Annotated in this window: 15 protein-coding genes; 10 read left to right on the top strand and 5 right to left on the bottom strand. The window is 67.1% G+C overall.

The genetic code is table 11. The features are described 5' to 3' along the window. Positions 1-35: 35 nt before the first annotated feature. The 10 genes from G5A07_RS12520 to G5A07_RS12565 all read left to right on the top strand — a co-directional run bounded on the left by G5A07_RS12520 (position 36) and on the right by G5A07_RS12565 (position 10,449). On the top strand, positions 36-1,046 hold the full coding sequence (locus G5A07_RS12520) for an N-acetylornithine carbamoyltransferase (RefSeq protein ID WP_100473398.1): 1,011 nt from the start codon (positions 36-38) through the stop codon (positions 1,044-1,046). A gap of 62 nt (positions 1,047-1,108) precedes the next feature. After that, on the top strand, positions 1,109-2,302 hold the full coding sequence (locus tag G5A07_RS12525; protein ID WP_049454857.1) for an argininosuccinate synthase: 1,194 nt from the start codon (positions 1,109-1,111) through the stop codon (positions 2,300-2,302). A 132-nt stretch (positions 2,303-2,434) separates the two neighbouring features. Further along, entirely contained in the window at positions 2,435-3,523 is a 1,089-nt protein-coding gene (locus G5A07_RS12530) for an acetylornithine deacetylase (protein ID WP_010486641.1), read from the top strand. A gap of 25 nt (positions 3,524-3,548) precedes the next feature. Further along, positions 3,549-4,877: an acetylglutamate kinase gene (locus G5A07_RS12535; RefSeq protein WP_071306034.1), complete on the top strand. Its 1,329-nt coding sequence runs from the start codon at positions 3,549-3,551 to the stop codon at positions 4,875-4,877. Between the two features lie 3 nt (positions 4,878-4,880). Continuing rightward, a complete protein-coding gene (locus G5A07_RS12540) occupies positions 4,881-5,483 on the top strand; it encodes a GNAT family protein (protein ID WP_049454861.1) in 603 nt (200 codons plus the stop codon). Further along, positions 5,480-6,433, top strand: coding sequence for an N-acetyl-gamma-glutamyl-phosphate reductase (argC, locus tag G5A07_RS12545; protein WP_043400943.1), 954 nt, complete (start codon positions 5,480-5,482; stop codon positions 6,431-6,433). The genes G5A07_RS12540 and argC overlap by 4 nt, the downstream gene beginning before the upstream one ends. Positions 6,434-6,453: 20 nt before the next feature. Then, positions 6,454-7,749 carry an argininosuccinate lyase gene (gene argH, locus G5A07_RS12550; protein ID WP_019336646.1) on the top strand — a complete coding sequence of 432 codons (1,296 nt, stop codon included), beginning with the start codon at positions 6,454-6,456 and terminating at the stop codon, positions 7,747-7,749. After that, positions 7,749-8,012 carry a YciI family protein gene (locus G5A07_RS12555; RefSeq protein WP_010486652.1) on the top strand — a complete coding sequence of 88 codons (264 nt, stop codon included), beginning with the start codon at positions 7,749-7,751 and terminating at the stop codon, positions 8,010-8,012. The genes argH and G5A07_RS12555 overlap by 1 nt, the downstream gene beginning before the upstream one ends. 11 nt (positions 8,013-8,023) lie before the next feature. After that, positions 8,024-9,181, top strand: coding sequence for a glutamate 5-kinase (proB, locus tag G5A07_RS12560; RefSeq protein WP_010486653.1), 1,158 nt, complete (start codon positions 8,024-8,026; stop codon positions 9,179-9,181). Further along, positions 9,178-10,449, top strand: a complete 1,272-nt coding sequence (locus G5A07_RS12565) for a glutamate-5-semialdehyde dehydrogenase (protein WP_159360394.1) — start codon at positions 9,178-9,180, stop codon at positions 10,447-10,449. The genes proB and G5A07_RS12565 overlap by 4 nt, the downstream gene beginning before the upstream one ends. 107 nt (positions 10,450-10,556) lie before the next feature. Here the strand turns inward: G5A07_RS12565 and pgaD are convergent, their stop codons facing one another. The 5 genes from pgaD to G5A07_RS12590 form a co-directional block, all read right to left on the bottom strand. After that, on the bottom strand, positions 10,557-11,027 hold the full coding sequence (gene pgaD, locus G5A07_RS12570) for a poly-beta-1,6-N-acetyl-D-glucosamine biosynthesis protein PgaD (RefSeq protein WP_010486657.1): 471 nt from the start codon (positions 11,025-11,027) through the stop codon (positions 10,557-10,559). Next, positions 11,024-12,280 (bottom strand): poly-beta-1,6-N-acetyl-D-glucosamine synthase, encoded by a 1,257-nt coding sequence (pgaC, locus tag G5A07_RS12575; protein WP_191863388.1) that lies wholly within the window; start codon positions 12,278-12,280, stop codon positions 11,024-11,026. Before pgaC ends, pgaD begins: the two co-directional genes overlap by 4 nt. Position 12,281: 1 nt before the next feature. Beyond that, positions 12,282-14,168, bottom strand: a complete 1,887-nt coding sequence (pgaB, locus tag G5A07_RS12580) for a poly-beta-1,6-N-acetyl-D-glucosamine N-deacetylase PgaB (protein WP_159360393.1) — start codon at positions 14,166-14,168, stop codon at positions 12,282-12,284. A 1-nt stretch (position 14,169) separates the two neighbouring features. After that, positions 14,170-16,197: a poly-beta-1,6 N-acetyl-D-glucosamine export porin PgaA gene (pgaA, locus tag G5A07_RS12585; protein ID WP_010486663.1), complete on the bottom strand. Its 2,028-nt coding sequence runs from the start codon at positions 16,195-16,197 to the stop codon at positions 14,170-14,172. A gap of 343 nt (positions 16,198-16,540) precedes the next feature. After that, on the bottom strand, positions 16,541-17,746 hold the full coding sequence (locus G5A07_RS12590; protein WP_043400972.1) for an MFS transporter: 1,206 nt from the start codon (positions 17,744-17,746) through the stop codon (positions 16,541-16,543). Positions 17,747-17,817 lie beyond the last annotated feature (71 nt).

Here is a 17,817-nt window from a genome sequence, read left to right on the forward strand (position 1 = left end):
GCGTCGAACCCGGCGCCGCCACGCAAGGAAAGATGATGTCCCCCAAGCACTTCCTGAACACCCAGGACTGGAGCCGCAGCGATCTCGACGCGCTGCTGACCCAGGCCGCGCTGTTCAAGCGCAACAAGCTCGGCGACCAGCTCAAGGGCAAGTCGATCGCGCTGGTGTTCTTCAACCCGTCCATGCGCACCCGCACCAGCTTCGAACTGGGCGCGTTCCAGCTCGGCGCCCACGCGGTGGTGCTGCAGCCGGGCAAGGATGCGTGGCCGATCGAGTTCAACCTCGGCACGGTGATGGATGGCGATACCGAAGAGCACATCGCTGAAGTGGCCAAGGTGCTGGGCCGTTACTGCGACATCATCGCCGTGCGCGCGTTCCCCAAGTTCATCGACTGGGCCTACGACCGCCAGGACATCGTCCTCAACAGCTTCGCCAGGTACTCGCCGGTGCCGGTCATCAACATGGAGACCATCACCCATCCGTGCCAGGAGCTGGCCCACATCATGGCCCTGCAGGAGCACTTCGGCACCCAGGACCTGCGTGGCAAGAAGTACGTGCTGACCTGGACCTACCACCCCAAGCCGCTGAACACCGCCGTGGCCAACTCGGCGCTGACCATCGCCACCCGCATGGGCATGGACGTGACCCTGCTGTGCCCGACCGCCGACTACATCCTCGACGACCGCTACATGGGCTGGGCCGAGCAGAACGTGGCCGAGAGCGGCGGTTCGCTGAAGATCAGCCATGACATCGACAGCGCCTACGCCGGCGCCGACGTGGTCTATGCCAAGAGCTGGGGCGCGCTGCCGTTCTTCGGCAACTGGGAGCCGGAAAAGCCGATCCGCGACCAGTTCAAGCACTTCATCGTGGACGAGCGGAAGATGGCGCTGACCAACAACGGTGTGTTCAGCCACTGCCTGCCGCTGCGCCGCAACGTGAAGGCCACCGACGGCGTGATGGATTCGCCGCAGTGCATCGCCATCAACGAAGCCGAGAACCGCCTGCACGTGCAGAAGGCGATCATGGCCGCCGTTGCCGGGCGCTGATTTTTTCCGATTCAATCATTTCCGCCGGGCACGGCCCGGCGCTACCAGGACATACCCTCCCCATGAGCAACAAAGACGTCGTTCTCGCCTTCTCCGGCGGCCTGGATACCAGCTTCTGCGTGCCGTACCTGCAGGAGCGTGGCTACAACGTGCACACCGTGTTCGCCGACACCGGCGGCGTGGATGATGAAGAGCGCGATTTCATCGAAAAGCGCGCCGCCGAGCTGGGCGTGGCCAGCCATGTCACCGTCAATGGTGGCCCGGCCATCTGGGAAGGCTTCGTCAAGCCGTTCGTGTGGGCCGGTGAAGGCTACCAGGGCCAGTACCCGCTGCTGGTGTCGGACCGTTACCTGATCGTCGATGCCGCGCTGAAGCGTGCCGCCGAACTGGGCACCCACATCATCGCCCACGGCTGCACCGGCATGGGCAACGACCAGGTCCGCTTCGACCTGGCCGTGAAGGCCCTGGGCGACTACCAGATCATCGCGCCGATCCGCGAGATCCAGAAGGAACACACCCAGACCCGCGCCTACGAGCAGAAGTACCTGGAAGAGCGTGGCTTCGGCGTGCGCGCCAAGCAGCAGGCCTACACCATCAACGAGAACCTGCTGGGCCTGACCATGTCCGGCGGCGAGATCGACCGCTGGGAAGCCCCGGGCGAGGGCGCCCGTGGCTGGTGCGCACCGCGGAGCGAGTGGCCGGAACAGGCCCTGACCGTGACCCTGAAGTTCGTCGAAGGCGAAGCCGTCGAACTGAACGGCAAGGCGCTGCCGGGTGACCAGATCCTGGCCCAGCTCAACAAGCTGTTCGCTCCGTACGGCGTTGGCCGCGGCGTCTACACCGGCGACACCGTGATCGGCCTGAAGGGTCGCATCGTGTTCGAGGCGCCGGGCCTGGTCTCGCTGCTGGCCGCGCACCGCGCGCTGGAAGACGCCGTACTGACCAAGCAGCAGAACCGCTTCAAGCCGGACGTGGCACGCAAGTGGGTGGAGCTGGTGTACGAAGGCTTCTACCACGACCCGCTGAAGACCGACATCGAAGCGTTCCTGAAGTCCTCGCAGGCCAAGGTCAACGGTGAAGTGGTGCTGGAAACGCGTGGTGGCCGCGTCGACGCAGTGGCGGTGAAGTCGCCGCACCTGCTCAACACCAAGGGTGCCACCTACGCGCAGTCGGCCGACTGGGGCGTGGAAGAGGCCGAGGGCTTCATCAAGCTGTTCGGCATGAGTTCGACGCTTTACGCGCAAGTCAACCGCTGAGCGGTTGACCACGCATTCCACCTCAACCCTGCGCCGTTGGCGCGCCCCCTTCAACAAGAAGGGGGCTCTCCACCAGACGCATTTCGGTAGCTCCGGGCCATGCCCGGCGGAATCCCACAGGATTGTTGATTCATGCTTGAACAGACGCTCGATCACCTGCAGGCGCTGGTGTCCTTCGACACCCGCAACCCGCCGCGTGCGATCACCACCGGTGGCATCTTCGATTACCTGCGCGCGAACCTGCCCGGCTTCAACGTCGAGGTGATCGACCATGGCGCCGGTGCGGTCAGCCTGTACGCCGTGCGCGGGACGCCGAAGTACCTGTTCAACGTACACCTGGATACCGTGCCCGATTCGCCGCACTGGAGTGCCGACCCGCACGTGATGCGCCGCCTGGACGACCGCGTGGTCGGTCTGGGCGTGTGTGACATCAAAGGCGCGGCCGCCGCACTGGTGGCCGCAGCCAATGCCAGCGACGGTGACGCGGCCTTCCTGTTCTCCAGCGATGAAGAAGCCAACGATCCGCGCTGCATCGCTGCGTTCCTGGCCCGTGGCCTGCCGTATGAAGCGGTGCTGGTGGCCGAGCCGACCATGAGCGAGGCGGTGCTGGCGCACCGTGGCATCAGCTCGGTGCTGATGCAGTTCGCTGGCCGCGCGGGGCATGCCTCGGGCAAGCAGGATGCAGCCGCCAGCGCGCTGCATCAGGCCATGCGCTGGGGCAACCGCGCGCTGGACCACGTGGAATCGCTGGCGTCGGCGCGCTTCGGCGGGCTGACCGGCCTGCGCTTCAACATCGGTCGCGTCGAAGGTGGCATCAAGGCCAACATGATCGCGCCCGCTGCCGAAGTGCGCTTCGGTTTCCGTCCGCTGCCGTCGATGGATATCGATGCGTTGCTGGCGACCTTTGCCGGCTTCGCCGAGCCGCAGGCGGCACTGTTCACCGAAACCTTCCGTGGCCCCAGCCTGCCGGCCGGTGACATCGCCGAAGCCGAGAACCGCCGCCTGCTGGCGCGCGACGTGGCCGATGCGCTGGACCTGCCGATCGGCAACGCGGTGGACTTCTGGACCGAGGCCTCGCTGTTCTCGGCCGGTGGCTACACCACGCTGGTGTTCGGCCCGGGCGACATCGCCCAGGCCCACACCGCCGACGAGTTCGTGACGCTGGAGCAGCTGCAGCGCTACACCGACGCAGTGCACCGCATCATCGCCGCCGGCGCCTGATTCTTCCCTTTCCGACGAAACCGAAATGTCTCCTGCCCTCCAGCCCCACCGCCAGACCCGCCAGACCATCGTGCGCCTGCTTTCCAGCATGGCCAGCGCGAAGGAGATCAGCCAGTACCTCAAGCGCTTTTCGCAGCTGGATGCCAAGCGCTTCGCCGTGGTCAAGGTCGGCGGGGCGGTGCTGCGCGACGACCTCGACGCGCTGACCTCCTCGCTGTCGTTCCTGCAGGAGGTCGGTCTGACCCCGATCGTGCTGCACGGCGCCGGCCCGCAGCTGGATGCCGAGCTGTCGGCCGCCGGCATCGAGAAGCAGACCGTGAACGGCCTGCGCCTGACCTCGCCGGAAGCGCTGGCGATCGTGCGCCGGGTGTTCCAGCAGTCCAACCTGCGCCTGGTCGAGGCGCTGCAGCAGAACGGCGCGCGCGCCACCTCGATCACCGGTGGTGTGTTCGAGGCCGAGTACCTGGACGTGGACACCTACGGCCTGGTCGGCGAGGTGAAGAAGGTCAACCTGGCGCCAATCGAGGCCAGCCTGCGCGCCGGTTCGATCCCGGTCATCACCAGCCTGGGTGAGACCGCCGGCGGCCAGATCCTCAACGTCAACGCCGACTTTGCCGCCAACGAGCTGGTGCAGGAACTGCAGCCGTACAAGATCATCTTCCTGACCGGCACCGGCGGCCTGCTGGACGAGGCGGGCAACGTGATCGATTCGATCAACCTGTCCACCGAGTACGACCATCTGATCGCGCAGCCGTGGATCCACGGCGGCATGAAGGTGAAGATCGAACAGATCAAGGATCTGCTTGATCGCCTGCCGCTGGAATCGTCGGTGTCGATCACCCGTCCGGCCGACCTGGCCAAGGAACTGTTCACCCACAAGGGCTCGGGCACGCTGGTACGCAAGGGCGAGAAAGTACTGCGCGCCACCGCCTGGGACGAACTGGACCTGCCGCGCCTGAAGGGCCTGATCGAATCCAGTTTCGGCCGCACCCTGGTGCCGGACTACTTCGAGAAGACCAAACTGTTGCGTGCCTATGTCAGCGAGAACTACCGCACCGCGGTGATCCTCACCGACGAGGCAGAGGGCGTGTACCTGGACAAGTTCGCCGTGCTCGACGACGCGCAGGGCGAGGGCCTGGGCCGCGCAGTATGGAACGTGATGCTGGAGGAAACCCCGCAGCTGTTCTGGCGCTCGCGCCACGGCAACCCGATCAATCACTTCTACTACGCCGAGTCCGATGGCTGCTACAAGCAGGATCAGTGGAAGGTGTTCTGGTTCGGTGCCGATGGCATCGACCGGATCAAGACCTATGTCGATCATTGCGCGCAGCGCACCCCGAGCCTGCAGGGCTGAGCGATGAGCAACCTCGATGCCTGGAACACGGTTCCCACCCTGCGCGGCCAGCACGTAACCCTGCAGCCGCTGCAGATGGAGCACGTGCCGGGCCTGCGCGATGCGCTTGAAGGCAGCGGCCTGGACCAGCTCTGGTACACCCAGGTGCCGTCACCGCAGCGGGTCGAGCACTATGTGCAGGCCGCGCTGCAGGCGCAGGCTGAAGGCAAGGTGCTGCCCTTCGTGATCCGCGATGCGGCGGGTGAGATCATCGGCAGCACGCGCTTCTACGACATGGATGCCGGCGTGCCCAAGCTCAGTCTCGGCTACACCTGGTATGCGCCGCGTGTGCAGCGCACCGGCGCCAACACCGAAGCCAAGCTGTTGCTGCTGCAGCACGCCTTCGAGGCCATGGGCTGCATCAGCGTGGTGCTGGAAACCAGCTGGTTCAACGTCACTTCGCGTACCGCCATCGCCCGCCTCGGCGCCAAGCAGGACGGCGTGCTGCGCAACCACAAGCGGCATGCCGACGGCACGCCGCGCGACACCGTCATCTTCTCCATCATCGATGCGGAATGGCAGGGCGTGAAGCGCCACCTGCAGTACCGCCTGGACAGTCACGCATGAACGATTCGACTTTCACCCTGGGTATCGTCGGTGCCCGCGGCCATACCGGTGCCGAGCTGATCAAGCTGGTGGCCGCCCATCCGCGGCTGAAACTGGCTTTCGTCTCCTCGCGCGAGCGCGCCGGGCAGCGCCTGTCCGATCACCATCCGGAATTCCAGGGTGACCTGCAGTACGAGAACCTGGACGCCGACGCGGTGGCCGCCAAGGGCGTGGATGCGGTGATCCTGGCCCTGCCCAATGGCCTGGCCGCGCCGTTCGTGGCCGCGCTTGAAACCGCGAAGCCGGACACTGTCATCGTCGATCTCTCGGCCGACTACCGCTTCGACAACAGCTGGTACTACGGCCTGCCGGAGCTGACCCGCGGCCGCTACAACGGCCAGAAGCACATCAGCAACCCGGGCTGCTATGCCACGGCAATGCAGCTGGCAGTGCATCCGCTGCTGGACCTGCTGGCCGGTCCGCCGCAGTGCTTCGGTGTCTCCGGCTACTCCGGTGCCGGTACCACGCCGTCGGACAAGAACAACGTTGAACTGCTGGCCGACAACCTGATGCCGTATGCGCTGACCAACCACGTGCACGAGCGCGAAGTGTCCGTGCAGCTGGGCGTGGCGGTCGAGTTCATGCCGCACGTCGCGCCGCATTTCCGTGGCATCACGCTCACCGCCAATCTGTGGCTGAACCGGGTGCAGACCCGCGAGCAGATCGTCGAGCGCTTCCAGCAGGCCTATGCCGGCGAACCCTTGATCGAAGTGGTGGATGAAGCGCCGTGGGTCAGCCGCATTGCCGGTCGCCACGGTGCCCAGGTCGGTGGCTTCACCTTGGCCCCGGGCGGCAAGCGGGTCGTGGTGGTGGCGACCCTGGACAACCTGCTCAAGGGCGCGGCCACCCAGGCCATGCAGAACCTCAACCTCGCGCTGGGCATCGACGAACTGACGTCGATCCCGCACTGAACACGTATTCCGGAGCCCCCATGGCAGACCTTCTTTGGCAGAAGCCCGGCGTCGCCGTCGACGCCCAGATCCAGACCTTCCTCGCCGGCGACGACGTGATCCTCGATCGCGAATTCTTCCTGCACGACATCGCCGCCAGCGCCGCGCATGCACAGGGCCTGCAGCACATCGGCATCCTCAGCGCCGACGAGCTGGAAGGCCTGCTGCGCGAACTGGAGATCCTGGCGCAGGACTTCCGCGAAGGCCGCTTCGTGCTGGATACGCAGTACGAAGATGGCCACTCGGCGATCGAAGCGCGGTTGACCGAACGCCTCGGCGACGCCGGCCGCAAGATCCACACCGGCCGCAGCCGCAACGACCAGATCCTGGTGGCCACCCGCCTGTGGCTGAAGGAGAAGCTGCAGCGCGTGGCGCAGCTCAGCGCCGAAGTGGCCAAGGTCGCGCTGGACCGTGCGCAGGCCGAGAAGGACCTGCCGATACCCGGCTATACCCACATCCAGCGTGCCGTGGTGTCCTCGGCCGGCATGTGGTGGGCGGGCTGGTCCGAGGCCTTCATCGACAATGCCATCCGCGCCCGTGACACCCATGCACTGATCGATGCCAACCCGCTGGGCACCGCCGCCGGTTATGGCGTCAATCTGCCGCTGGACCGCGAACACACCACGGCTGCGCTCGGTTTCGCGCGCATGCAGATCTCGCCGATCTACGCGCAGCTGTCGCGGGGCAAGTTCGAGCTGGCCGCGCTGGAAGCACTGGGTGGTGCCACGCTGGACCTGCGCCGCATTGCCTGGGACCTGTCGCTGTTCACCAGCGCCGAGTTCGGCTTCGTCGCACTGCCGGCGCAGTACACCACCGGCAGCTCGATCATGCCCAACAAGCGCAACCCGGATGTGATCGAGCTGATGCGCGCCACCCATGCCAGCGTCGCCGCCGCGCGCACCGAGATCGAGCAGCTGCTGTCGCTGCCGTCCGGCTACCATCGCGACCTGCAGTCGTCCAAGGGCGCCATCTTCCATGGCTTCGGCCGTGGCCTGGCCGCGCTGGAGCTGCTGCCGGCGCTGCTGGCCAATCTGGAGTGGCGTGACGACAGGCTGCGCGCAGCGATCGACTCGGGCATGTATGCCACCGACGTTGCCGTGGAAGCGGCCGTGGCTGGTGTGCCGTTCCGCGAGGCCTACAAGGCCGCTGCGGCCGGTGCCGATAGTGCAGGGCAGGGGCGCACGCCGGAAGGCAGCCTGGCCGCTCGCGTGTCGCCGGGTTCGGCAGCCGACCTGCGCCTGGATGAACTGCGCGCGCGCTGGCAGGCGCTGTCCTGATGGCGGGCACGGTCTACCTGGTGTTGGCCATGCGCCGGCCCGGTTTCAATGCCGCCGCCGTGCAGCCGCATCGTGACTTCCTCGATGCGTTGCAGGCGCAGGGCAAGCTGCAGCTGACCGGCGGCTTCGCCGATGGCAGCGGTGGTGCCTATGTGCTGTGCAACGTGGACAGCCTGGCGCAGGCACAGGCCATCGTCGCCACCGATCCGCTGGTGACGATGCAGGCCTCCGACCTGACCGTGCACGAATGGAACACTCGCTGAGAGCCTGACCGATGATCCAGCACGCTGCCCACGTCGCCTCGCCGTTCCCCGAACAAGCGCTGCCACCATGGCGGCGTGCAGTGCTGAAGGTCGGCAGCAGCCTGCTGGCAGCCGATGGCGGCGGCCTGTCGCCACGCCACGCGCTGGGCCTGGCACAGTTCGTCTCGGCCAATGTACTGGCCGGGCGTGAGGTAGTGATCGTATCGTCCGGCGCGGTCGCTGCCGGGCGCGCGATCCTGCCGCGGGCCGATGAGCCCGGCGCGGCGATGGCGGCGCGGCAGGCGCTGGCCGCGCTCGGCCAGGCCCAGCTGATCGGGCTCTGGCAGCGCTTCTTCGAGCGCCCGGTGGCGCAGGTGCTGCTGACCCACGACGACCTGCGCAACCGCCGCCGCTACCTCAACGCACGCGCTACCCTCAACGAACTGCTGCGGCTGGGTGCGTTGCCGGTGGTCAACGAGAACGACACCGTGTCGGTGGACGAGCTCAAGCTCGGCGACAACGACAACCTGGCCGCGACCGTGGCGGCGCTGGTCGATGCCGACGCACTGTTCATCGCCACTGACATCGACGGCCTGTACAGCGCCGACCCGCGCACCGTGGCCGACGCGCGGCCGTTGCACGACGTGCCGGAACTGAGTGACGAGGTGCTGGCGATGGCCGGTGGCGCCGGCTCGCGCGCTGGTACCGGCGGCATGCGCACCAAGCTGGAGGCGGCGGCGAAGGCCGGTCGCCTCGGCATAGAAACCTATCTGTTCAATGGCCGCAGTGGCGACGTGGTGCGCGCGCTGGCGCAGGATCGCCTGTTCGGTACCCGTATCCACGCCGCACGCAGCCGCGAGGCCGCACGCAAGCACTGGCTGCGGCACGCGCCGCTGGTCGAGGGCGCGATCGTGATCGATGCCGGCGCGGCGCAGGCCATGCGCGAGAAGGGCGCCTCGCTGCTGCCCGGTGGCATCACCGGCGCGGAGGGCGCGTTCCGCCGTGGCGACATGGTGCAGGTGTGCTGGAACGCGCCGCAGGGCCGTGTCTGCGTCGCGCGCGGCGTCAGCCAGTACGCGGCCGATGATGTGCGCCGGATCGCCGGCCGCCATTCGCGCGACATCGAGGCCGTGCTGGGCTACAACTACGGCGGCAGCGTCGTCCATCGCGACGATCTGGTGCTGCCATGACCGGTTTGAAGGACTCCCCGATGAGCGACATCGAAACGCAGGCGCGTGCCTGCCGTGACGCGGCCCAGAACGTTGCCGGCCTCGACAGTGCGGCCCGCCGCACGCTGCTGCTGGCCATGGCACAGGCGCTGGAAGTGAATGCCGGGCTGATCCTTGCCGGTAATGCACGTGACCTCGCCGCCGCGCGCGACAAGGGCGTTGGCAGCGCCATGCTCGACCGCCTGGCGCTGGACCCGGCACGCCTGTTCGCGATGGCCGAAGCCGTGCGTGAGGTCGCCGCGCTGCCCGATCCCGTCGGCCAGATCACCCGCGACGATGTGCGTCCAAACGGCATCCGCGTGCAGAAGGTACGCGTGCCGCTGGGTGTGATCGCAATGATCTATGAGGCGCGCCCGAACGTGACCGCCGAAGCGGCTGCGCTGTGCCTGAAGGCCGGCAATGGTGTGATCCTGCGCGGTGGCTCCGAAGCGATCCATTCCAACACAGCCATCGCCCAGGCGTTGGCAGGCGCGCTCAAGGCCAATGGCGTGCCACCGGCGGCGGTGACCGTGCTGACCGACCTGCGCCGAGAAGCGATGCTGGAACTGCTGCAGCTGCATGAACTGATCGATCTGGCGATTCCGCGCGGCGGCGAAGGCCTGATCCGCTTCGTTGCCGAACATGCGCGGGTGCCGGTGATCAAGCACTACAAGGGTGTCTGCCACCTGTTCGTGGATGCCAGCGCCGACCTCGGCAAAGCCATCGATCTGCTGGTGGACGGAAAGTGCAGTCGTCCGTCGGCCTGCAATTCGCTGGAGACCCTGCTGGTGCACCGCGATGTGGCCGAAGCGTTCCTGCCGCGCGTGGCACAGGCGCTCGGCGAGCGCGGCGTGGAGCTGCGGGCCGACGCGGCTGCGCAGCCGTTGCTGCCGGGTAGCAACGCAGCCACCGATGCGGATTACGCCGCCGAGTTCCTGGATCTGGTGCTGGCCGTGCGGGTGGTGGATGACCTCGATGCGGCCATCGCGCACATCCGCCGCTATACCTCCGACCATACCGAAGTGATTGCGACCGAAGACGCGCTCCACGCCGAGCGCTTCGTCAACGCGCTGCGTTCGGCGGTGGTGATGGTGAATGCCTCATCGCGCTTTTCCGATGGTGGGCAGTTGGGCCTGGGCAGCGAGATCGGTATTTCCACCACGCGCCTGCACGCCTACGGCCCGATGGGCCTGGAAGCACTCACCGTCGAACGGTTCGTCGTGCGCGGTGAAGGGCAGACGCGCACGTAGATCCACGCCGTGCGTGGATGCTCTTCGCGGTAGACCCCGGTGCCGACCAGGGTCGGCATCTACCAAAGCAAGTGCCGACCAGGGTCGGCACCCACCGGGTTGTCGGGTTACACCACCTCGCGGCGGATGCCGATCGGCCGCGCGTGATCGTCCATGTGCAGCGTGGCGGCCTTGCAGCCGAGCAGGCGCTCGGCCAGCCCGGTGCTGGCCCCCAGGTCGGCGGCCACTTCGTTGAGGCTGGCCAGCGGCCGCGGCAGGCGCCGGTCGTGGCCGCGGAAGCGCGCGCGGTTGTACTCGGCCCAGCCGATCAGCAGCACGCTGGCACACAGCAGCATCAGCGGCAGCGCCACCAGCACATAGGGGTCGAACTGGTTCTTGCGCTCGTACAGCTGCTGCCAGGCCATCTGCCCGCCGATCAGCCACGAGAGCAGGGTCACCAACGGTGCCCACAGGTAGAAGTAGAACCCCCAGAACGCGAGTGTGACGAAGCCCCAGGCGGTGCGCTGGAAGCGTGGTTGGCGATGCGGCTTGCGGATCATCCGCGAGTCGAAGCGGTTGGACGGGCGTTGTGCGTTCATCGGATCCCCCGATCGGGACTGGTCCAGGTGGCGCGCTTGCTGCGACGGCGCAGCAGGGTTTTCGGCAACGCCACCAGGGTGGTGGAAAGGCTGATCAACCAGTACGCCATCGGGTACCAGATGACCCAGAAGTAGTTGCGTCCAATCTGTGTTTCGTAACGACGGTCGATGATCAGGCTGCTGGCGAACTGCAGCAGGCAGACCAGGGCCAGGATCACGCCGTGCCATTCCGGCAGCAGGCTGGCGATATGCAGCTGCGGCTGCAGTTCGATGAACTTGCCCAGCGCCCACAGCACCACGATGAACAACATGGTGTAAGCCCAGATCACGCTCAGCACGTACTCCAGCAGTACGCCCCACATGCGCCGCTCCTTCCAGTGCAGCAGCGAGCGGGCGTGGCGCAGCATCACCTCCACGCCACCCTGGGCCCAGCGCAGCCGCTGCCTCCACAGCCCCTTCAGCGTTTCCGGCATCAGGATGAAGCACAGTGCGTTGGGTTCGTAGCGAATGTCCCAGTGCGCCCGCTGCAGGCGCCAGCTGATGTCGATGTCTTCGGTCACCATGTCGTCCGACCACCAGCCCACCTGGTGCAGGGCGGTACGGCGGAAGCCGGCGATCACCCCGGAGATGGTGAAGATGCGCCCGTATACGCGCTGCGCGCGCTTGATCATGCCGATGATCGAGGAGAACTCGGCCACCTGCAGGCGTCCGAGCAGGGTGGAGCGGTTGCGGATGCGCGGATTGCCGGTCACCGCGCCGACCCGGTTGCCGCTGACCAGGTGCCAGATCATCCAGTGCAGCGCGTGCTCCTCCAGCATCGCGTCGCCGTCGATGCACACCAGGTACTCCGAACGCGCGGCGAGTGCACCCATGCGCAGCGCATTGGCCTTGCCCAGGTTGCGGTCCAGGTGCAGCACGCGCAGCCGTGGGTGCTTTGCCGCCAGGGCGTCCAGCCGCGCACCGGTGTCGTCGCTGCTGCCGTCGTCGATGGCGATCACTTCGTAGTCGGCCGGGTAGCGCTGTGCCAGCGCCGCGCCGAGCGTGTCGTCGAGGTTCGCGGACTCGTTGTGACAGGGAATCAGCAGGCTCGCGAACGGTGGATCGACCATCAGCGGCGGGTCGTTGCGTGGACGCGAATGGCGTTCGCGCCGGAAGTAGTAATACAGGCCGCCCGACATCCAGAAGAACGCCATCACCATCGGGTAGTAGAAGGCGAACTGGAACAGGACCTGCAGCAACGGATGCATGTCCATGTCACTTCTCCGGGTACGGGAAGTTGCCGGCGGACATCGCCGCGCGGGCATCGCGGGTGGAGGGCTGGTCGGCGATGAAGTCGTCAGGGTACCAGGCGAAGTGGTGCACGCCCTGCGCCTGCAGCTGGCGGATCTGCGCGCGCAGGCGCTCGGCGGGAATCGGTTGCCCGCTGCGCCAGTCGACGGTCTGCAGTTCGAACAGGGTGTGCTGCAGCTGTGGATCATGCGCACGCACCGCGCCCAACAGCTGGTCGAGCCAGCGTTCCGGATGCTTGCTGCCTTCCATCCACGGCATCGCCATCAGTGCGGTCTGGTCGTAGGCCTTGTTGAACAGGTCCAGGCGCTGCGCGAACCAGGCTTCGCTCTGTGGGCGCAGCACCGGTTCGGCGTACAGGTTGCGCACCGTGGCCAGCTTCGGCCGCCAGTGCTGCGCGCTGTTGCGCAGTGCCAGGGTGAAGTCGATCAATGCCTGCGTGCGTGCGCTGCCTCCATCGCCGGCCGCCAGCGTGGGCAGCTCGGTGTCGCGCAGATAGCCATCGTCATGGAACAGCAGGCCCTCGAGGTACGAGTTGACCGCCAGGTCCTCGTAGATGTCGAGCATGATCTGGCGCGCTCGCGGGTTGGTGAAATCCAGCCGGTACATGCCATCGGCATCGCCGTTGCGGATCGCCAGCGCCTTGCGCTGCGCCGGGTCGGGCAGCTCGAAGCCGAGCACCGGCAGCCATGCGTAGACCTTCACCCCCGCACGCGATTTCAGCTGCCAGGCAACGCGGCTGAACAGGTCCGCGCGCATCGGCATGTGGCGGTTCGGGAAGTACAGTGCATCGGCGGTGTTGTTGCCGTCCGGATCGGCGAACGCCTGCAGGTAGACGTGCGTCGGCGCGATGCGCTTGACCCGCTCGATCAGCGCATCCAGATTGCGCGCCTGCTGTGCGGGGTCGGGGTCGTACATATCATCCAGGTCGATCTGCAGGGCACGGATGCCATCGAGCGCGACGTCGCGGCGCAGTTCGTAGGCCAGCGCCTCCACGGTCGGGTTGTCGCTGACCAGGAAGCGCGCCAGGCCATGCAGGTCGCTGGCCACCGGCGTGCTGCGGCCTTCCAGATCGAAGGACACTGGCATGCCCAGCTGCTCGGCAATGTCGTTGCTCAGCTGGTTGTAGGCGGCATACGGCCAGACGATGGCGCGCGGGCGCACGCCCAGGTGCTGCTGGATGCGTTGCACACTGCGGCCGAGATCGGCGCGCAGGCGCTGCTCGTACTGTGGCTCGCTCTCGTAGCTGTGCGTGGCCGGTCGGTAGATGCGGGTCACGACAGCAGGGGTGGAATTTCCCTGCGGGTTGGCAAGCACCCCGTGGTGCAGATCGTCGGTATGGCTGGCCACCTCGATCAGGCCGCTGTCGTGCATCTGCTTCAGCTGTGCCCAGGTGATGAAGTCGTCGCGGCCGAACGGGCGGTAGCCATAGTCGATGGTGCGGCCCGGTGCCATGTCCACGTAGTCGGTGATCACCGCCACCAGCGCCGGATAGCGGTAGGCCTGCAGCAGCGGGAAGGCCTTGTCGTAGACGCTGCGCAGGCCGTCATCGAAGGTCAGCAGTACCGGTTTTGGAGGCAGCGTGGCGCGCCCCTGCGAGGCCGCGATCACCTGCGACAGCGACACCGGGTGGTAACCGTGTGCCCCCAGCCAGTCCAGGTGGGCGGCGAAGTTCTGCGTGCTTACCGCATAGGTATCGGCATCCCCCTTGGCTGCGACCTGGTCGCGGATGTCGTGGTAGCTGAGGATCAGCAGGCCGTTGTCGATCGCATCGAGATGCAGGGCCTGCTGCGCGAAGGCCGGCGGCGCAGCCGACAGCAGCAGGAGCACGATCAGGCGCAGGATGCGGGTCATGTCAGTCTCCCCAGCGCAGTGCGGCTTCGAAGCCGATATGGCGTTCGCGATGGCCGTCGTAGACGGGCCGCGACCAGCGCACGCCATACTCGAACACGCGGCCCTGGCCCAGCTGCCACTCGTGCATGTACGACACAGACGGCACCAGCGCACTGCCGAAGCCGTCCTGCCAGTAGTCGCCCAGCGAGACGGTCAGCCGGTGCCGGAAGTGGCGTTCGTAGTGGCGCCACAGCTGCTGGTCGATGCGCAGGCCGATCTCGACCATGCGGTCGCGCTTCGGGTTGAAGTAGGGGGCATCGTCGCGGCTGCCACGACTGGTGTAGGCACTGGCCAGGCCATCGATCAGCCACCGTGGGCGGGTCAGCAGGCGCTGTTCAAGTGCGGTGCTGAACAGTTCGCGATGGTTGCCATCGTCGTATCGGAAGCGACTGGCGCCGAACACCCAGTGCGTGCGTTCGCTGCGCCGATAGTCGACCTGCGCACTGACGCTGTCAGCGGTGATGCCGGCCACGCGCGCCTGCATCGATGCCTCCGGATCATTGCGTGCGGCAATCAGTCCGGCATGCCAGTAGTCGTTGAACTGCCAGCCCACGCCGACGCGCAGGCCGGTATCGCCAATGTGGTCGTTGGCGCGCAGCACGGCCGCTTCCGCATCCAGCCGGCCGAAGCGGTAGCGTACGCCCGCGCCCAGCCACAGCGGGTCGATGCGCTGGTCCTGGAAATCGACCGAGCGCCGGTCGGCGAAGGCGAACAGCCGCCAGCGATCGTCGAGTACGGGTGTCTGGACCTCCATGCCATAGCGGCGATCATCGTTGCCCAGCGGCGAGGTGCCACCCCCGCCGGAACTGCGTCCGATGTCGGTCCATGCCTTCAGCTGCCAACCGCGATGCGCGCGCCAGGCCTGGTCCATGCGTTCGACGGCGGGCTGGGTGGGGTAGCGTGCGACCAGATCGTCGTGCAGCGGTCGCGCCAGGTCATCACGCTGCAGAGCGACGTAGGCTTCCTGCATGCCCAGCCGGGGCTCGATGTCGCGCGGGTCCAGCGCATGCGCCATCTGTTGCCGCTGCAGCGCCCTGCGTGGCCAGCCGCGCATCATGTAGACACTGCCCAGCGCACTCTGCAGGCCGCCGTTGCCCGGTGCGATGTCGACCATCGATTCCAGATCGCGCTGCGCGGTGGGCAGGTCACCGCTGTAGGCGCGCACCATCGCCAGGTTGAGGTCGGCCTCGTAGCGCGACCAGTTTGGATACGGCGACTTCCCGTTGCTCCAGCGCCAGGCAGGTTCCTTGTCGCGCCACGCCTGCAGCAGGTCGACGGCCTTTTCCTGCTGCTCGCTTTCCAGGTAGGCGTAAGCCAGTTCCGAATGCGAGGCGTCGCGCGTTGGATCGCCAGCGACCGCTGCCTGCAGCACCGGAATGGCTTCCTCCGGGTGCAGGGTGCCCATCAGCGAATCGCCCACTGCGGGCAGCACATAGTCGGGCAGGGCATGGCCTTCGGCCTGCAGTGCGCGGGCTTCCTCGCGCACCTGCGCATGGCGGCCCAGCCGGTTGAGCAGGATCAGCCGGTCCATGCGGATGCGCAGTGGCGCCTGCGCGGGTGGAGTGCCTTCGGCGCCCAGGTAGCGCTGCATGCGCGCCAGGGTTGATTCGGCCTCTTCCAGCCGGCTGTCTTCGCTGCTGCTGTAGGCCAGGCTCCAGACCACCAGCTTGGCCAGGTAGTCGCCTTCGATGCGCTGCTTCTGTGCAGCGTCGAACAGCTGCGGGCGCTGCTGGTACAGCGCCCAGGCGCGCCACGCATTGCCGATGTCGCCCAGGGTCAGTACGCGCAGCTTGAACAGCAGATCGTCGTTGGGCTGCTGCTGGCTGGCGCGCTCGATGGCGCCGAGGGCATCCAGCCAGCGGGCCTGGTCGCGGTAGCGGCCGATCTCGGCCAGGGCCGCCTCGCGGTCGGGCGGGGCAGCACTGCTGGCCCAGGCCAGGGCGGTACAGGCAAGGCCGACGCAGAGCGCCAGCCGGCGGTGGACAACCATTGGGGACCCCCTTGGCTTCCGAACCAGACAACCTGAAAAATGTGACGCACATCACATGCCAGATTTTGGGGTGGCCGTGGCCTGCGTCACTCCCCTCGCGAACTCCCATCCAGCAGGGATGGGCGAAACCAGGACAGCGACCTGCAATGTCTTGTCTGAAACGAGAGTCCCCCGCGCACCGAGTGGTGGCCTGGGCGGCGCTGCCGCCCCCATGCCCGAATGCCGGCACGCGGCAAGGATGGGCATTCGTGGGCACTATCCGCCCGGAATTGTCAGCCCGGCGTCAAAATGCGCAAACGGGCTGACGAGCGGTAGGTGGGGCCGGTTGCTGGCCCCATGCGGCTTACCAGAGGTCTTCCAGCTTGCGCGGCTTGCAGGCCACCCAGGAAGCGCACAGCATCAGGGTGGCGCAGCCGAACAGGAAGCTGAACGGGATCGTCCAGCCGTCGCTGACGGTGTGCAGCCAGCCGACCAGGAACGGCCCCAGGCAGCTGAAGCTGTAGCCCACACCCTGCATGAACCCGGACAGCGCCGCCGAGCCGGTGGGGGTGCGGGTGCGCAGGTTGATCAGGGTCAGCGCCAGCGGGAAGGTGGACGGACCGACGCCGAGCAGGCAGGCCCACAGCAGCGGGGCCTTCATCGGTGCCAGCAGCAGGCCGGTGAAGGCGATCACGAACGAGAAGAAGCCGATCAGCACCAGCGGGAACGGGTTCTGCAGGCGCACCGCCATCGACGGGATGACCAGCGACGGTAGCAGGCCCAGTGCCGAGAACACGGCCACCATCACGCCGCCGAACGCGGGCGTGCCACCGGCCTCGACCACGATGCGCGGCAGCCAGGTGAACATCGAGTAGGTCATCAGCGAGGTCATGCCGAACATGAGCGTCATGCTCCAGCCCAGCGACGTGCGCCAGACCTTGCCATGCGGCTGCGCGGTGGGGTCGGTGGCGTCGGCCTGCGGCTTCGGCGCGCGCTTGGCCAGCACCAGCCAGGGCAGTGCGGCGGCCAGTGCCAGCAGCGCCCACATGCCCAGCGACACGCGCCAGCCGGCAGCGTTGGCCATCGGCACCGCGAGCAGCGCCGGCAGCATCGTGCCCAGCTGCAGCACGCTGATGTAGAGCGTACTCATGGTGCCGACCTTGTTGGCGAAGTAACGCTTCACCAGCGGCGGCACCACCACGTTGCCGATGCCCATGCCGGCCAGCGCCAGCACCGAACCCAGCAACAGCGTGCCGACGTTGCCGGCGCTGGAGCGCAGCAGCAGGCCGGCCATCGCCATCACCATCGCCAGCAGGGTGGTGCGCTCCAGGCCGAGGCGCCGCGCCAGTGCCGGCGTGGCCACGCCGAACAGCGCGAACGAGGCGGTCGGCAGCATGCCCAGCACGCCGGTCATGGTGGTGCCGAAGCCGAACTGCTGGCCGAGCACGTCCAGCAGCGGGGTGATCGAGGTGACCGCAGTGCGCAGGTTGACCGCTGCCAGCAGGATCGCGGCAAACGCGAGGACGCGACCGTGCAGCAGCGACGGCGAATCGGAAGTGGAGGAACTCATCGGTGGTCCTTGCAGGTGTCGCACGCCGCAGCAACGGCATGCAGCGCCGGCATCGGTCTACGCCGAAGCGG

Origin of the sequence: Stenotrophomonas sp. AS012628 (assembly GCF_010608305.1) — a bacterium.
In the GTDB taxonomy this organism is placed as follows: Bacteria; Pseudomonadota; Gammaproteobacteria; order Xanthomonadales; family Xanthomonadaceae; genus Stenotrophomonas; species Stenotrophomonas geniculata.

Coding starts and splice junctions, on each gene's coding strand:
- pgaA (WP_010486663.1), bottom strand. CDS start 16,197: ATGGTTGTCCACCGCCGGCTGGCGCTCTGCGTCGGCCTTGCCTGTACC.
- G5A07_RS12540 (WP_049454861.1), top strand. CDS start 4,881: ATGAGCAACCTCGATGCCTGGAACACGGTTCCCACCCTGCGCGGCCAG.
- G5A07_RS12530 (WP_010486641.1), top strand. CDS start 2,435: ATGCTTGAACAGACGCTCGATCACCTGCAGGCGCTGGTGTCCTTCGAC.
- G5A07_RS12555 (WP_010486652.1), top strand. CDS start 7,749: ATGGCGGGCACGGTCTACCTGGTGTTGGCCATGCGCCGGCCCGGTTTC.
- argH (WP_019336646.1), top strand. CDS start 6,454: ATGGCAGACCTTCTTTGGCAGAAGCCCGGCGTCGCCGTCGACGCCCAG.
- pgaC (WP_191863388.1), bottom strand. CDS start 12,280: ATGGACATGCATCCGTTGCTGCAGGTCCTGTTCCAGTTCGCCTTCTAC.
- G5A07_RS12525 (WP_049454857.1), top strand. CDS start 1,109: ATGAGCAACAAAGACGTCGTTCTCGCCTTCTCCGGCGGCCTGGATACC.
- argC (WP_043400943.1), top strand. CDS start 5,480: ATGAACGATTCGACTTTCACCCTGGGTATCGTCGGTGCCCGCGGCCAT.
- G5A07_RS12590 (WP_043400972.1), bottom strand. CDS start 17,746: ATGAGTTCCTCCACTTCCGATTCGCCGTCGCTGCTGCACGGTCGCGTC.
- proB (WP_010486653.1), top strand. CDS start 8,024: ATGATCCAGCACGCTGCCCACGTCGCCTCGCCGTTCCCCGAACAAGCG.
- pgaD (WP_010486657.1), bottom strand. CDS start 11,027: ATGAACGCACAACGCCCGTCCAACCGCTTCGACTCGCGGATGATCCGC.
- pgaB (WP_159360393.1), bottom strand. CDS start 14,168: ATGACCCGCATCCTGCGCCTGATCGTGCTCCTGCTGCTGTCGGCTGCG.
- G5A07_RS12565 (WP_159360394.1), top strand. CDS start 9,178: ATGACCGGTTTGAAGGACTCCCCGATGAGCGACATCGAAACGCAGGCG.
- G5A07_RS12520 (WP_100473398.1), top strand. CDS start 36: ATGTCCCCCAAGCACTTCCTGAACACCCAGGACTGGAGCCGCAGCGAT.
- G5A07_RS12535 (WP_071306034.1), top strand. CDS start 3,549: ATGTCTCCTGCCCTCCAGCCCCACCGCCAGACCCGCCAGACCATCGTG.